This window comes from Pseudoxanthobacter sp. M-2 (genome assembly GCF_046156265.1).
In the GTDB taxonomy this organism is placed as follows: domain Bacteria; phylum Pseudomonadota; class Alphaproteobacteria; order Rhizobiales; family Segnochrobactraceae; genus CAMDHY01.
In genome coordinates this window covers 746,761-760,831 of record NZ_JAWDIR010000011.1, presented here as the reverse complement: position 1 = coordinate 760,831, position 14,071 = coordinate 746,761, and the positions used below count along the sequence as shown (strand labels likewise).

The following is a 14,071-nucleotide window of genomic DNA, read 5'->3' as shown; positions in this document are numbered from 1 at the left end:
CACGGCGGAAGGCGATGACCGGCAAGAACGACGTCGTCCTCGAGATCACGCCGCAGGTGCTGCTGAAGGCCTATGCCTGCGGCATCTTCCCGATGGCCGAATCGGCCGACGATCCGGGGCTCTACTGGATCGAGCCGGACCGGCGCGGCATCATTCCGCTCGACCGCTTCCACATCCCGCAGCGGCTGGCGCGAACCGTGCGCTCCGACCGGTTCGAGATCCGCGTCGACCACGACTTCGCCGGCGTCATGGAAGGATGCGCGGCGCCCGTGCCGGGCCGGCGGAAGACCTGGATCAACACCCGCATCCGCCGCCTCTACGGCGACCTGCACGCCATCGGCCACGGCCACTCGATCGAGGCGTGGCGAGACGGCCGCCTCGTCGGCGGTCTCTACGGCGTGCGGCTGGGCAAGGCCTTCTTCGGCGAGAGCATGTTCAGCCGCGAGCGCGACGCATCGAAGGTGGCGCTGGTGCATCTCGTGGCCCGGCTCGTCGCCGGCGGCTTCACGCTGCTCGACACCCAGTTCGTCACCGACCACCTCGCCCGCTTCGGCGCGCTCGAGATCGGGCGGCGCGACTATCAGCGCATGCTGGACGTTGCTCTCGACGGCTTCGGCGACTTCACGCGCGCACCGCGCACGCTCACCGGCAACGAGGCGCTCTCAATCCTCGGGAGCGTCTGAATCCGGGCCTGGCGAATCGGCCACCGGCGCGTCGGTGCTCGGCGGAATGATCAGCGGCTTCGGCAGCGGCAGCGGGAACCAGCCGGGCGGCCGCTCGATCAGTTCCACCTCGTCTTCCGAGAAGCGCGACATGTCGAAGCCTTCCGGCGGCGCCACGTCGGACGAGGCGCGGCAGTCGGTCAGCCAGACATCGTAGATCGCGTGATCGACGGCGTTGAGCCCGGGGCTCGCAGCGAACATCCAGCCGGTGAAGATGCGCTGGATGCGGTTGTCGAGCGTGATCTCGTCGACCTCGACGAAGCCGTCCGTCTGAGGCGTCTCCGAGGAGGGTCGCGAGTAGCAGACGCGCGGCGTCACGCGCAGGGCGCCGAACTGCACCGTCTCGTCGATGTAGACGTCGAAGGCGATGATTCGGCCGGTGATCTTGTCGAGACCGGCGAACACCGCGACCGCGTTCGAGAGCTTGGTGTCGCGCGGAGGCGCCGGCGCGGCGGCCTCCGGCTCGGGCGGAATTTCGACGACCTGGGCCGCCGCCGGGCTCAGGGCACCCGCGGCCGCCAAGAGAACACCGGCGAACCGCCCTGCCGCGCTGAGACTTGCCATCGAAACCCGTCGGTGGAACGCCGGGGCGGCCGATCTGGCCTCCCCTCGGCGCCGCTTTAGCACTGCGACCCGGCAGAGAAAAGGCGCATCGGCCGGACGCGCCCGGAATCCGGTGCCCACCGCCCCACCATCGCTCAGGTGAGACGGTCGAGAGCCTCGACCACCTTGGCGCGGCGCTGCAGGGCCTCTTCCCGCTTCTCGCGTTCGCCCTCGACGACTTCCTCGGGGGCGCGTGCGATGAAGTCGGGCTTCGAGAGCTTGGCATCGATGCGCGCCACGTCGCTGTCTATCTTGGCGAGTTCCTTCTCGAGCCGCGTCCGCTCCGCCGCGAGGTCGATGATGCCGGCGAGCGGCAGGCAGGCAACGGTCGCGCCGATGACGATCTGCGCCGACTGCGGCGGCGCCGCCTCAGCCAGTTCGATCGCCTCGATGCGTGCCAGGCGCTTGATCTCAGCGTCGTTCGCGGCGAGCCGCCGGCGCGTCTCGGCGTCGGCCCCGACGACGACGAGGGGCACCATCGCCGCGCCCGGCACGTTGGTCTCGACGCGCACGGAGCGGATGGCGCTGATCAGGTCGATCAGCCAGTTCACCTCGGCGGCCGCCGCATCGTCACCGCCGGTGACGGCCGGCCATGGCGCGTGGGCGAGAAGGCCATGATCACGCAACGGGCCCGCCTCGCCGGTGCGCATCCACAGCTCCTCGGTGACGAAGGGCATGAACGGATGCAGCACCGCGAAGATCTGGTCGAGCGCCCAGGCGGTGACAGCCCGGATCTCGTCCTTCTCGGCCCCGTCGGCGCCGAGCAGCGTCGGCTTGGCGAGCTCGACGAACCAGTCGCAGAAGGTGTTCCAGGTGAAACGGTAGACGGCACCGGCGGCGTCGTTGAACCGGAACGCCTCGAGCGCCGCCGTCACCTCGGCCGTCGCCTTGCCGGTCTCGGCGACGATCCAGCGCGCCAGCGTCGTCTTCGCCGTCGACGGGTCGAAGCCGTCGACGCGGACGCAGCCGTTCATCTCGGCGAAGCGCGCCGCATTCCAGAGCTTCGTGGCAAACGAGCGGTAGCCCGACACCCGTGCCGTCGACAGCTTGATGTCGCGCCCCTGCGCGGCCATCGCGGCGAGCGTGAAGCGCAGCGCGTCGGCGCCGTATTCCGACATCAGGTCGAGCGGGTCGATGACGTTGCCCTTCGACTTCGACATCTTTGCGCCCTTCTCGTCGCGGACGAGGGCGTGGATGTAGACGGTGTCGAACGGCACTTCCTTCATGAAGTGCAGCCCCGCCATCATCATGCGGGCAACCCAGAAGAAGATGATGTCGAAGCCGGTGACGAGCACCGAGGTCGGATAGTAGCGGGCGAGTTCCGGCGTCTCGTCGGGCCAGCCGAGGGTCGAGAACGGCCACAACGCCGAGGAGAACCAGGTGTCGAGGACGTCCTCGTCGCGCGTCAGTGGCGTCGGCTGGCCGAACTTCTTCTCGGCCTGAGCGAGCGCCTCGGCCTCGCTGCGGGCAACGAAGCAGCTGCCGTCCGCGGCGTACCACGCCGGGATCTGGTGACCCCACCAGAGCTGCCGGGAGACGCACCACGGCTGGATGTTCTCCATCCACTCGAAGTAGGTCTTCTCCCAGTTCTTCGGCACGAAAACGGTGCGGTCGGCGCGCACCGCATCGATCGCCGGCTTCGCCAGCGTCTTGGCGTCGACGTACCACTGGTCGGTCAGGAACGGCTCGATGACGACGTTCGAGCGGTCGCCGTGCGGCACGGCGTGGGTGTGGTCCTCAATCTTCTCGAGGAGGCCCCGCGCCTCCATCATCTCGACGATCGCGGCGCGCGCCTTGAAGCGGTCGACGCCGTGCAGGGCGAGCGCCTCGGTGAGGTCGCTCGAGACCGGCAGTCCGGCGAGGAACGCCTCGTTGCCGTCGAGCGCCATCCGCGCCTCGGCGTCGAGCACCGAGATCAGCGGCAGGCTGTGCCGTCGGCCGACCTCGAAGTCGTTGAAGTCGTGCGCCGGCGTGATCTTCACCGCGCCGGTGCCCTTCTCGGGATCGGAATACTCGTCGGCGACGATCGGGATAGGACGGCCGACGAGCGGCAGAACGACGTGCGCCCGGCCCTCCACCAGCGCCGAATAGCGCTCGTCCTCGGGGTGCACGGCGACGGCCGTGTCACCCAGCATCGTCTCCGGCCGCGTCGTCGCGACGACGACGAAGCTCGACGGATCTTCGGCCGAGAACGTCCGCCCCTCGATCGGATAGCGGAAGTGCCAGAGCTTGCCCTTCACCTCGACCGGGATGACCTCGAGGTCGGAGATCGCCGTCTGGAACTTCGGATCCCAGTTGACGAGGCGCTTGTCGCGATAGATCAGCCCCTGCTCGTAGAGGGTGACGAAGACCTCGAGGACAGCCTTCGACAGGCCCTCGTCCATGGTGAAGCGCTCGCGGCTCCAGTCGCAGGAGGCGCCGAGGCGCTTCAGCTGGTTCTGGATCGATCCGCCCGACTGCTCCTTCCAGGCCCAGACGCGACGGACGAACGCCTCGCGCCCGAGGCCGCGCCGGGTCTCGCCACTCTCGGCGAGCTGACGCTCCACCACCATCTGCGTGGCGATGCCGGCGTGGTCCATGCCCGGCTGCCACAGCACGTCGCGCCCGCGCATCCGCTCGAACCGGCACAGCACGTCCTGCAGGGTATTGTTGAGCGCATGGCCCATGTGCAGGGAGCCGGTGACGTTCGGCGGCGGGATGACGATCGTGAACGGCTTCGCGCCCGGCTTCGCGCCGGCTCCGGCGGCGAAGGCGTTATTGTCGTCCCATAGCGTGGAAATGCGCGGCTCGATCGCGGCCGCGTCGTAGGTCTTGTCAAGCATCTCGAATTCTTGATCTAGCGTGCGTCAGGCGGTGCAAGTGCCCGCAACGGATGGCGCGAGTCAACCGCCGCGGCCGCGCCGTCGGCCGTCACGATCACGGGTGCCCGGCATTGGCGCGGCGTGGCTGAATCCGGCGCAGTCGGGGACGCTCAGCGCTCTCCGCGCGAAATCCGGTCGATCTCCTGCTTGACCATGCGCTCCACCATGCGCGGCAGGTTCTGGTCGAGCCAGGTCCGCAGCATCGGCCTGAGCAGGTCGCGGACGAGATCCTCGAGCGTGCGCGGGTTCTGCGAGAGGATGGTGCGCGACAGCGTCTCGAAGGACGCACCGACGGAGCCGTTCGCCTGATCCGACAACAGCTTGTCCTCCTCCCGGCTGTCGGCGGAGGGGCGGGCGGAGGCCTCCGCCGATCCGCGCGGAGCCGCCTCCGGGCGTACCGCCGAGACCGTGGCGCGCTGCTGTTCCGACATCCTCGTCTCCACCTTCTGCTCCGTCGCGATGAGAGCGACATCCTCGGGCCCGGCGGCGAGCCCGTCAACGAACCGGCGACCGACCCGCCGCTCGAGCGGCTCCGGCTCGGGTGTCACGGCAGCAGCCGCGACGGCGGTCCGAACCGTCTCACCGAGGACGGCCGCGACCTGAGCCGCCATCCAGTCTTCCGTGTCGCTCGCGTCGTTCGGATCGCCGGCGGCAGAGGTCACCGGGGCGGCTGCGGACGAGGGAGAAGCGAAATCCGGCGTCGCAGGTCCCGCCGCGCCGCCATCGGCGATCATGCGGTGGATAGAGGCCAGGATCTCGTCCATCGTCTGGTCACGCATGGCGCTCGCAGCCGGCATCGTTCCCCCTCCGCGCAAAAATCGGCGTTGCCGCCACTCCCCTCGAATCGCACGTTCCCGAGGGATGGTACCGGTGCCGGGCTTCGACGGGAATTCGGCATGTCGAAACGGGCACCGCCGTCGACGCGGCGGCGCCCTCTAGACTGTGGATGGAAGCAAGCCTCAGCGGCCGTCCGGCGTGCGCAGGCCGTACCACTGGTCGCGCACCGCTTCATAGTGCTGGCGCGGCTTGTAGATCGGTACCGGCAGCTTCAGCGCCTCGGCGTTGAGGCGGCCGACAGCCTGGATGAGGGCGTAGAGAGCCACCACCTTGTTGCGCTCGGCGAAGACCAGCGTCGTCTGGGCGTCGATCAACAGGCTCTGCTGCTGCAGGACGTCGAGGGTAGTGGCCTGGCCGACCCGCTGTTCCTCGACGACACCGTTGACGGCGAGCTGGTTGGCGACAACGGCGGTGCGGGCCGAATTGATCGCAGCCTCCGCCGCATCGAGCTGATACCAGGCGGAGACGACCTGCGAGCGCACGTTGTCGCGGTTGAGGTCGACCTGGATGCGGGCGCCACCGAGGTCTTCCTTGGCCTGGCGCACCTGTGAGGAGACGAGGCCGCCCTGGTAGATCGGCACCGTCATGTTGAGCTGGACGGAGGCGGTGTCGGTGTAGCGCGGCGATCCCACGGAAACGCCGCCATAGGTGTAGTCACGGTTCAGCCCGGCCTGCAGGTCGACCTGCGGCAGCGTCTGGCCCTCCAGCGCCTTCACGTTGAAGATCGCCACGTCGACGTTGTGCACGGTCGCGAGGATCGCCGGATGTTCCTTCTGGGCCAGCGTCAGCGCCGCGTCGAGCGCCTTCGGCCGGACCTTGTCGCCGACGGGCTGGAGGACGAGCCTCTTCGCCTCGAGGCCGGTGATGGCGCGGAACTGGGCGCGCGCGGTCTGCACGTCGGCGCGGGCGGACGCGAGGTCGGCTTCCGCCTGGGCCTCGCTGGCCTGTGCCTGGGCGACGTCGGTCTGGGTGCCCTCGCCGACCTGGAAGCGGTCCTGCGAGGCCTTCACCTGCTCCGACAGGAACTTCAGGTTCGCTTCCTGCAGCCGGACCAGCGCGAGGTTCTGGATGACGTCGACGAAGGCGGTCACCGCGTCGAGCATGATGCCCTGCTCGGAATCGCGGAGGACCTCGCGCTCGGCAAGCACGGACGACTCCGCCGACCGGACAGAGTTCTGCGTCTGGAAGCCACGGAAGATCGGCTGCACCAGGTTGATGCCGATCGAAACCGGATAGGTGCCCGTGCCTCCCCTGCTCTGGGTCCGGGTCTTGGAGGTGACGAGCCGGCTGTTGGTGCCGACCGCGCCCGCCGACACCGTGCCGTTGATCTGCGGCCGGTAGTTCGACAGCGCCTGGGGAACGCCTTCGTCGACAGCCCGCAGCTGGGCCCGGGCGGCGTTGAGCGACGGATTGTTCATGTAGGCGGCAGCGAGCGCATCGGTGAGGGTCTGCGCGGAGGCGCCGACGGGCGCGATCGCCATCGAGAACACGGCAGCGAGCAGGAAACCACTGCGCCGGTGCGAGCGTTTCAGATCTGTCGAACGAACGGCTTCGAGAACCACAGCCAACTCCTCGATTCTCCGCTCCGGACGACGTGCAGCGCGACGGCCGTGCGGCGTCCGGGCCGTTTACGCGGCCTTAACCTATAGGCTGGTTCAGGCCTTGGACAAAGACGCGGAGTGGCTCTCCGCGACGCCGGGAGGCGACCTGCGGCGCGAATGCAACAGGCGGGCAGACGGCACCACCAGATCAGAAGACGAAGGTCGGCGCCGGCTCGAAACCGGGCAGCGGCTTGGCCGCGGCGTTGAAGGCAAAGCGTCCGCCTGCTCCGGTGGCAGAGCGCACATAGAGCCGCGCTGTAGCGGCCCCTCCGAGACCCTCGACAACGGCGAGCCTGCCCCCGTCGCGCAGCTGGTCGGTGAGGCCGGCGGCACTGGTCTGCGTCGCACCCGCGACGATGATGGCGTCATAGGGCGCCTCCGCCGGCCATCCCTTCTCGAGCGGCCCCACGACCACGGCCGCGCTGTCCACCTGAAGACGCGCCAGCCGGTCGGCCGCGGTCCTTGCGAGATCGGGATCACATTCCAGCATCACGACGGAACCAGCGAGACGAGCGAGCACCGCCGCCTCGTAGCCGCTCGCCCCGCCGATCAGCAGCACGACGTCGTCGGGGCCGATCTCGGCGAGCTGCACCAGCTTCCCGAAGGTCGCGGGACGCATCAGGAAGCGGCGGCCGTCGCTCGATTCGACCGGCAGGTCGTCGTCGATGTAGGCGAGCGCCGCCCGTGACGCCGGCACGAACGATTCGCGCGGCACGGCGCCCATCGCCTTCAGCAGCTCGTGATCGGTCACGTCGTTGGTGCGCAACTGGCAGTCGACCATCTTGCGCCGCGCGTCCGCATAGTCGGCCATGCTCTCGTCCCCGTTGCCGGTCGTGCTCGAAGTCCTGCCCAAGCCTGACCGACCGAATATCGGCCACCGCCGCGACGCGCAAGCGGCGACGTCGCCGCGGCGGGGGTGCTTGCTTTGTTCCGTTCGTCGCTTACCTTTACGGACCGCTGACCGGCCCTGCTGAGGGCGATCCGCCTCCCACTCGTCTACAGGACCGCTCCGCATGGCCGATCCGCACGGCTCGTCCGCCGCCGCCACCGCTGGAAAACGCATCTCCATCCGGGGGGCGCGCGAGCACAATCTGAAGAACGTCGACCTCGACGTGCCCCGCGACGCGCTGGTCGTGTTCACCGGCCTGTCGGGCTCGGGCAAATCCTCGCTCGCCTTCGACACCATCTATGCCGAGGGCCAGCGCCGCTACGTCGAGAGCCTGTCGGCCTACGCGCGCCAGTTCCTCGAGATGATGCAGAAGCCCGACGTCGATCAGATCGAGGGCCTGTCGCCAGCGATCTCGATCGAGCAGAAGACGACCTCGCGCAATCCCCGCTCGACCGTCGGCACCGTCACCGAGATCTACGACTACATGCGCCTGCTGTGGGCACGCGTCGGCGTACCGCATTCACCGGCAACCGGGCTGCCGATCGAGAGCCAGACCGTCTCGCAGATGGTCGACAAGGTTCTGGCGCTGCCTGAGGGCACGCGGCTCTATTTGCTCGCCCCGATCGTCCGCGGCCGCAAGGGCGAGTACCGCAAGGAACTCGCCGACCTTCAGAAGAAGGGCTTCCAGCGCGTCAAGGTCGATGGCGCCTACCACGAGATCGACGAGACGCCGGCCCTCGACAAGAAGCTCAAGCACGACATCGACGTGGTCGTGGATCGCCTGGTGGTCCGTCCCGACATCGCCGGCCGTCTCGCCGACAGCCTGGAGACGGCGCTCAGGCTCGCCGACGGCATTGCCGTCGCCGAGATGGCCGACGCCAAGGGCGCCGACGGCGAGCCGCAGCGCATCCTGTTCTCCGAGAAGTTCGCCTGCCCGGTCTCCGGCTTCACCATCGCCGAGATCGAGCCGCGGCTGTTCTCCTTCAACAGCCCGCACGGCGCCTGCCCGAAATGCGACGGCCTCGGCACCACCCTCGAGTTCGAGCCGGACCTCGTCGTGCCGGACGCGTCGCTGTCGCTCTCCGACGGAGCCGTGCTGCCGTGGGCGCGCACCGGCAATACCTCCCCCTACTACGCCCAGGCGCTGCAGGCGATCTGCCGACACTTCAAGGTGTCGATGGCGACGCCCTGGCGCGAGTTGCCGGAGACCGTGCGCGACGCCATCCTCTATGGCTCGAAGGGCCAGCCGATCACCTTCGTCTATGACGACGGGCTGAAGGCCTACGAGACGCGCAAGCCGTTCGAGGGCGTGATCGGCAACATCCAGCGCCGCTGGCACGAGACCGAATCGCAGTGGGTGCGCGAGGAGCTGTCGCGCTACCAGTCCGACCATCCCTGCGAGGCCTGCAACGGCTTCCGGCTGAAACCAGAATCGCTCGCGGTCAAGGTCGCCGGCCACCACATCGGCGAGGCCGGCGTGCTTTCGATCCGCGCCGCGCACGAGTGGTTCGACGCGCTTCCCGACCGGCTCACCCCGAAGCAGATGGAGATCGCCGGCCGCATCCTGAAGGAGATCAGGGAGCGCCTGGTCTTCCTCGTCGACGTCGGCCTCGACTACCTGACGCTCGGGCGCGGCTCCGGCACGCTGTCGGGCGGCGAAAGCCAGCGCATCCGCCTCGCCTCACAGATCGGCTCGGGCCTGACCGGCGTCCTCTATGTTCTCGACGAGCCGTCGATCGGCCTGCACCAGCGCGACAATGCCCGCCTCATCGAGACGCTGAAGCGCCTGCGCGACCTCGGCAACACGGTCATCGTCGTCGAGCACGACGAGGACGCCATCCTCGCCGCCGACTATGTCGTCGACGTCGGACCCGGTGCCGGCGTCCACGGCGGCCGCATCGTCTCCGCCGGTACGCCGGCCGAGGTGATGGCCGACCCGGCCTCCCTCACGGGCCGCTATCTCACCGGCGAGCTCGACGTTCCGGTGCCGGCGAAGCGGCGGGCGCTGAAGAAGGGGCGGTCGCTGCGGATCTTCGGGGCTCGCGGCAACAATCTGAAGAAGGTCGACGCGGAGATCCCGCTCGGCACCTTCACCTGCGTCACCGGTGTTTCCGGCGGCGGCAAGTCGACCCTCCTGATCGACACGGTGTTCCGCGCTGCCGCCCGGCGCCTCAACGGCGCCCGCGAGGCCCCCGCCCCGCACGACCGCATCGAGGGCTTCGAGTACCTCGACAAGGTCATCGACATCGACCAGTCGCCGATCGGCCGCACGCCGCGCTCCAACCCGGCCACCTACACCGGCGCCTTCACGCCGATCCGCGACTGGTTCTCCGGCCTGCCGGAGGCGAAGGCGCGGGGCTACGAGCCGGGCCGCTTCTCCTTCAACGTCAAGGGCGGGCGTTGCGAGGCGTGCCAGGGCGACGGCGTCATCAAGATCGAGATGCACTTCCTGCCGGACGTCTACGTCACCTGCGACGTCTGCAAGGGCCGCCGCTACAACCGCGAGACCCTCGACGTCGCCTTCAAGGGCAAGTCGATCGCCGACGTGCTCGACATGACGGTCGACGAGGGTGTCGAGTTCTTCGCAGCGGTGCCGGCGGTGCGCGACAAGCTCGAGACTCTGAAGCGCGTCGGGCTCGGCTACATCAAGGTCGGCCAGCAGGCGACGACGCTGTCGGGCGGCGAGGCGCAGCGCGTCAAGCTCGCCAAGGAGCTGTCGAAGCGGGCGACCGGCCGGACGCTCTACATCCTCGACGAACCGACGACGGGCCTGCACTTCCACGACGTGGCAAAGCTGCTCGAGGTGCTGCACGAGCTCGTCGACCAGGGCAACACGGTCATCGTCATCGAGCACAATCTCGAGGTCATCAAGACGGCGGACTGGGTGGTCGACCTCGGCCCGGAGGGCGGCGACGGCGGCGGCGAGATCGTCGCGGCCGGTCGGCCGGAGGACATCGTCCGCGCGCCGCGCAGCCACACCGGACGCTACCTCGCCGAGTTGCTCACCAGGCGGCCTCGACGGGGCGCCGTGGCCGCCGAGTAGCGCCCACTTCTTTTGCACTGCAGCGTAAGCGGGGCGGCGCCGTCAGACAGCGCCGCCCTTCATCATTTTTTAGGGTATTGCTGGAGTTGGCGGCCTTCGGGCGCCTGCCGACAAATGTGGCCGACGGCGCCTCTGCCGTCCGAATGGGCACACTGCTGCTGCTTTGCACAATTGGCAGGGCAGCCATGCGCAGCCGCCTCTGCCTCAATCGAAAGCAGTCGCCTATCTACGCGTCATGCCGAACGCAGCGCGGCGCCCCGGTCGTAAAACCGGCCGGCGGGTGCCCTGCAAACCCGGCGACGGACGCAAAACCTCTGGTGTTGAAATGATCGACTCTCTCGTGAAAAGCTATCGCTCCTGGCGGAAGTATCGCTCCACTTATGAGGAGCTGATGAAGCTCTCCAGCCGTGAGCTCGACGACCTGGGAATCACCCGGGCCGAGATCCCGAACATTGCGCGCCGCGTCGCGCACTGATCGGATCGACTGAAGAAGATCTAGAATCCACGGGCCGCGGCGATCCCCTCCCCCGCGGCGGCCCTGGCTCGGCCGGAACGGTTCCCCTCCCCTCGTTCCGGATCCGAAAGTGACGCCCGCCGGGATCCCCTCCCCCTCGGCGGGCGTCCGCTTTTTCAGGCCCCGCTCGGGCCGCCGCCGCGGCAGCAGCGCCCCGACGCGCGCTCAGGCGGTCTTGCCGAACAATTCCCGCCCGATCAGCATCCGCCGGATCTCGCTCGTCCCCGCGCCGATCTCGTAGAGCTTGGCGTCGCGCAGGAAGCGGCCGGTCGGGTAGTCGTTGATGTAGCCGTTGCCGCCGAGGCACTGGATCGCGTCGAGCGCCACCTGTGTCGCCTTTTCGGCGGCGTAGAGGATCGCGCCGGCCGCGTCCTCGCGCGTCGTGCGACCGCGGTCGCAGGCCTTCGCCACGGCATAGACGTAGGATCGGCAGGCGTTCAGCGTCACGTACATGTCGGCGAGCTTGCCCTGCATCAGCTGGAAGGTGCCGATCGGCTGGCCGAACTGCTTGCGCTCGTGGACGTAGGGCAGCACCACGTCGAGGCAGGCCTGCATGATTCCGAGGGGCCCGGCCGCGAGCACCGCTCGCTCGTAATCGAGCCCGGACATCAGCACCCGCACCCCGCCGTCCACCGTCCCGAGCACATTCTCCTCCGGCACCTCGCAGTCCTCGAACACGAGTTCGCAGGTGTCTGAGCCGCGCATGCCGAGCTTGTCGAGCTTCTGCGCGGTCGTGAAACCAGGCATGCCTTTCTCGATCAGGAAGGCGGTGATGCCGCGCGGGCCGGCATCCGGGTTCGTCTTGGCGTAGACCACCAGCGTCTCGGCGATCGGGCCGTTGGTGATCCACATCTTCGAGCCGTTCAGCACGTAGCGGTCGCGGCGGCGGTCGGCTCGTGTGCGCATCGATACGACATCGGACCCGGCCCCCGGCTCCGACATCGCCAGCGCGCCGACGTGCTCGCCGGAGATCAGCTTCGGCAGATAGCGTTGCTTCTGCTCAGCGGTGCCGTTGCGCCGGAGCTGGTTGATGCACAAGTTCGAGTGGGCGCCATAGGAGAGGCCGACCGAGGCCGAGGCCCGGCTCACCTCTTCCATGGCGATGCAGTGCTCGAGATAGCCGAGCCCGGAGCCGCCATCCTCCTCTTCGACGGTGATGCCGTGCAGCCCCAGCGCCCCCATCTCAGGCCACAGATGCCGTGGGAACGTGTTGCTGCGGTCGACCTCGTCGGCGATCGGGGCGATCCGGTCGGCGGCGAAGCTGCGGACGGTCTCGCGCAGCATGTCGGCGGTCTCGCCGAGAGCAAAATCGAAGCCCGGCAGATCGTTGCGCATCGCTCACCCTCCTCGCGGCCCGGCGCCGGCGACCCCGCCGTTCCGCCGCTGTCTCAGTCCTGGAACCCGTCGACGCTCATCATCGTCAGGAGCGCCGTCGCCACCTCCGTCACCCGCTCGCCGTCGACAGTCTCGACGTCGGCCCGGCACACCGTCAGGGTCCGGCCCGGCCGGATGACCCGTCCGTGCGCCACCAGCCGCTCGCCGCGCGCGGGCGCGATGAAGTTGAGCTTGAACTCCACCGACAGCACACCGACCTCCGGCCGCATCATCGACAGGGCGGCGTAGCCTGCGGCCGTGTCGGCGAGCGTCGCGATCAGGCCGCCGTGGAAGAAGCCGTGCTGCTGCGTCAGCGCCTCGGCATGGCGGACCGACAGCGTCACGTGCCCGGGGGCGAGTTCGTCGATCACCGCCCCGCAGTGTCTCAGGAACCCCTGGCGGACGAAACTGTCGCGGACGCGGCGCTCGTAGTCGGGGTCGCGCGCGACGAAGGTGCGGCGTTCCCCCGGCCCCATCCCGGCGCCCTCGTCAAGAATCATCCCTCCGCTCCCCCGCTCGTGCCCGCCTGGCCCGCCGCGGCCTCGTCTCCGGCGCGATGGCCGCACAGCGCGAGCGCGGCCTTCATGTGAGCCGGCACGGGGGCCGTCACCGTCACTGCCGGACGCGCGCCAAGCGCCGGCAGCCGGATGGTGCGGGCGAGGAGCTGGAGGCGAGCCCCGTTCGCCGGCGCCCGCCCATAGATCGGATCTCCGAGGATCGGGAAGCCCGCATGGGCGGTGTGCGCCCGCAACTGGTGTGTCCGGCCGGTCACCGGCACGAGTTCGAGCCAGGCGACGCCGGGGCCTCGCCCCAGCACCGTCCACCGTGTCTCCGAGGCCTGCCCGTCGGCGGACACCATCATGAACCAGCCACGGTGCTCGTCGCGCTTGGCGAGCGGGGCATCGATGGTGCCGGCCTCCTCCGCCGGGCCGCCACGCACCACCGCCCAGTAGGCCTTCGAGACGGTGCCGCCGGCGAACTGCCGGCCGAGGGCGGCGAGCGCCCGGCGGCTGCGCCCGAGCACGAGGCAGCCGGCGGTGTCCTTGTCCAGCCGATGGGCGAGACCCGGCCGCTCCGGCAGGCCGAACCGGAGGGCCTCGAACCCGTCCTCCAGCACCGGCCCGCCCTTCGGTCCCTTGTGCACCGGCACGCCCGCCGGCTTGTCGAGCACGAGCACGTCATCGTCGCGATACAGGATGCGCTCCGGCAGACCGAGGTCGTCCGAGGCGTTCGTCGAGGCGCTGGATCGGGGTGCAGTCCGCGGCATAAGGGACTGTGTGGCGCCGCGCGCGGCGGGACGCAAGCGCCGGCGCGGACCCGATCGCCTGCGCGCTGCTGTCCCTGCTCGCGCCCCGCGGGGGTGCGCGGCGGCGACGGGCGACGCAGCTGGCCGCGTTGCGAGGCGGACGACCGATTCGCGGCGAGCCCCTGCAATCGTCCGGACATTGCGCGAAGCTGGTCCGAACGAGCCAAACTGCCGTTTCGCTTGATCAATTCCGATTGCAGTTCCGTTGCATTCGGTGAGCACGCCGCATTTCTGCGTCGGGGAGCTGCCATTCTTAGAGAAAGCCGGAAAAACAACGGGAGTGCGGCTGCGCTGACGCCCTTCGAGCCTCCCGCAAGCCCC

General features: G+C 69.1%; 11 protein-coding genes. 3 read left to right on the top strand and 8 right to left on the bottom strand.

What is annotated here, in order from left to right; translation table 11 throughout:
* Positions 1-14: 14 nt before the first annotated feature.
* Positions 15-683, top strand: a complete 669-nt coding sequence (gene aat, locus RUR49_RS08570; RefSeq protein ID WP_409145943.1) for a leucyl/phenylalanyl-tRNA--protein transferase — start codon at positions 15-17, stop codon at positions 681-683.
* Here the strand turns inward: aat and RUR49_RS08565 are convergent.
* The 5 genes from RUR49_RS08565 to RUR49_RS08545 all read right to left on the bottom strand — a co-directional run bounded on the left by RUR49_RS08565 (position 663) and on the right by RUR49_RS08545 (position 7,435).
* Positions 663-1,286: a DUF2155 domain-containing protein gene (locus RUR49_RS08565; protein ID WP_409145942.1), complete on the bottom strand. Its 624-nt coding sequence runs from the start codon at positions 1,284-1,286 to the stop codon at positions 663-665. The genes aat and RUR49_RS08565 overlap by 21 nt on opposite strands.
* A gap of 134 nt (positions 1,287-1,420) precedes the next feature.
* Complete coding sequence (locus tag RUR49_RS08560; RefSeq protein ID WP_409145941.1) at positions 1,421-4,147, bottom strand: valine--tRNA ligase; 2,727 nt, start codon at positions 4,145-4,147, stop codon at positions 1,421-1,423.
* A gap of 149 nt (positions 4,148-4,296) precedes the next feature.
* The gene (locus RUR49_RS08555; RefSeq protein WP_409145940.1) at positions 4,297-4,983 is read right to left on the bottom strand and encodes a PopZ family protein; all 687 of its coding nucleotides are present in this window, start codon (positions 4,981-4,983) and stop codon (positions 4,297-4,299) included.
* A gap of 162 nt (positions 4,984-5,145) precedes the next feature.
* Positions 5,146-6,585 (bottom strand): TolC family outer membrane protein, encoded by a 1,440-nt coding sequence (locus tag RUR49_RS08550; RefSeq protein ID WP_409146361.1) that lies wholly within the window; start codon positions 6,583-6,585, stop codon positions 5,146-5,148.
* A gap of 187 nt (positions 6,586-6,772) precedes the next feature.
* Complete coding sequence (locus RUR49_RS08545; protein ID WP_409145939.1) at positions 6,773-7,435, bottom strand: protein-L-isoaspartate O-methyltransferase family protein; 663 nt, start codon at positions 7,433-7,435, stop codon at positions 6,773-6,775.
* A 202-nt stretch (positions 7,436-7,637) separates the two neighbouring features.
* Between RUR49_RS08545 and uvrA the strand changes: the two genes are divergently transcribed.
* Together uvrA and RUR49_RS08535 are read left to right on the top strand one after the other, a co-directional pair.
* Positions 7,638-10,556, top strand: a complete 2,919-nt coding sequence (gene uvrA / locus RUR49_RS08540; RefSeq protein ID WP_409145938.1) for an excinuclease ABC subunit UvrA — start codon at positions 7,638-7,640, stop codon at positions 10,554-10,556.
* A 235-nt stretch (positions 10,557-10,791) separates the two neighbouring features.
* Entirely contained in the window at positions 10,792-11,031 is a 240-nt protein-coding gene (locus tag RUR49_RS08535; RefSeq protein WP_409145937.1) for a DUF1127 domain-containing protein, read from the top strand.
* Positions 11,032-11,235: 204 nt separating this feature from the next.
* Here RUR49_RS08535 and RUR49_RS08530 read toward each other — a convergent pair whose 3' ends face one another.
* Genes RUR49_RS08530 through RUR49_RS08520 form a run of 3 tightly spaced genes read right to left on the bottom strand, consistent with a single transcriptional unit; the run spans position 11,236 to position 13,711 of the window.
* Positions 11,236-12,405, bottom strand: coding sequence for an isovaleryl-CoA dehydrogenase (locus tag RUR49_RS08530; protein ID WP_409145936.1), 1,170 nt, complete (start codon positions 12,403-12,405; stop codon positions 11,236-11,238).
* Between the two features lie 53 nt (positions 12,406-12,458).
* On the bottom strand, positions 12,459-12,944 hold the full coding sequence (locus RUR49_RS08525) for a PaaI family thioesterase (protein ID WP_409145935.1): 486 nt from the start codon (positions 12,942-12,944) through the stop codon (positions 12,459-12,461).
* Complete coding sequence (locus RUR49_RS08520; RefSeq protein ID WP_409145934.1) at positions 12,941-13,711, bottom strand: RluA family pseudouridine synthase; 771 nt, start codon at positions 13,709-13,711, stop codon at positions 12,941-12,943. The genes RUR49_RS08525 and RUR49_RS08520 overlap by 4 nt, the downstream gene beginning before the upstream one ends.
* Between the last annotated feature and the right edge of the window lie 360 nt (positions 13,712-14,071).

Coding starts and splice junctions, on each gene's coding strand:
- aat (WP_409145943.1), top strand. CDS start 15: ATGACCGGCAAGAACGACGTCGTCCTCGAGATCACGCCGCAGGTGCTG.
- RUR49_RS08565 (WP_409145942.1), bottom strand. CDS start 1,286: ATGGCAAGTCTCAGCGCGGCAGGGCGGTTCGCCGGTGTTCTCTTGGCG.
- RUR49_RS08560 (WP_409145941.1), bottom strand. CDS start 4,147: ATGCTTGACAAGACCTACGACGCGGCCGCGATCGAGCCGCGCATTTCC.
- RUR49_RS08555 (WP_409145940.1), bottom strand. CDS start 4,983: ATGCCGGCTGCGAGCGCCATGCGTGACCAGACGATGGACGAGATCCTG.
- RUR49_RS08545 (WP_409145939.1), bottom strand. CDS start 7,435: ATGGCCGACTATGCGGACGCGCGGCGCAAGATGGTCGACTGCCAGTTG.
- uvrA (WP_409145938.1), top strand. CDS start 7,638: ATGGCCGATCCGCACGGCTCGTCCGCCGCCGCCACCGCTGGAAAACGC.
- RUR49_RS08535 (WP_409145937.1), top strand. CDS start 10,792: ATGCCGAACGCAGCGCGGCGCCCCGGTCGTAAAACCGGCCGGCGGGTG.
- RUR49_RS08530 (WP_409145936.1), bottom strand. CDS start 12,405: ATGCGCAACGATCTGCCGGGCTTCGATTTTGCTCTCGGCGAGACCGCC.
- RUR49_RS08525 (WP_409145935.1), bottom strand. CDS start 12,944: ATGATTCTTGACGAGGGCGCCGGGATGGGGCCGGGGGAACGCCGCACC.
- RUR49_RS08520 (WP_409145934.1), bottom strand. CDS start 13,711: ATGCCGCGGACTGCACCCCGATCCAGCGCCTCGACGAACGCCTCGGAC.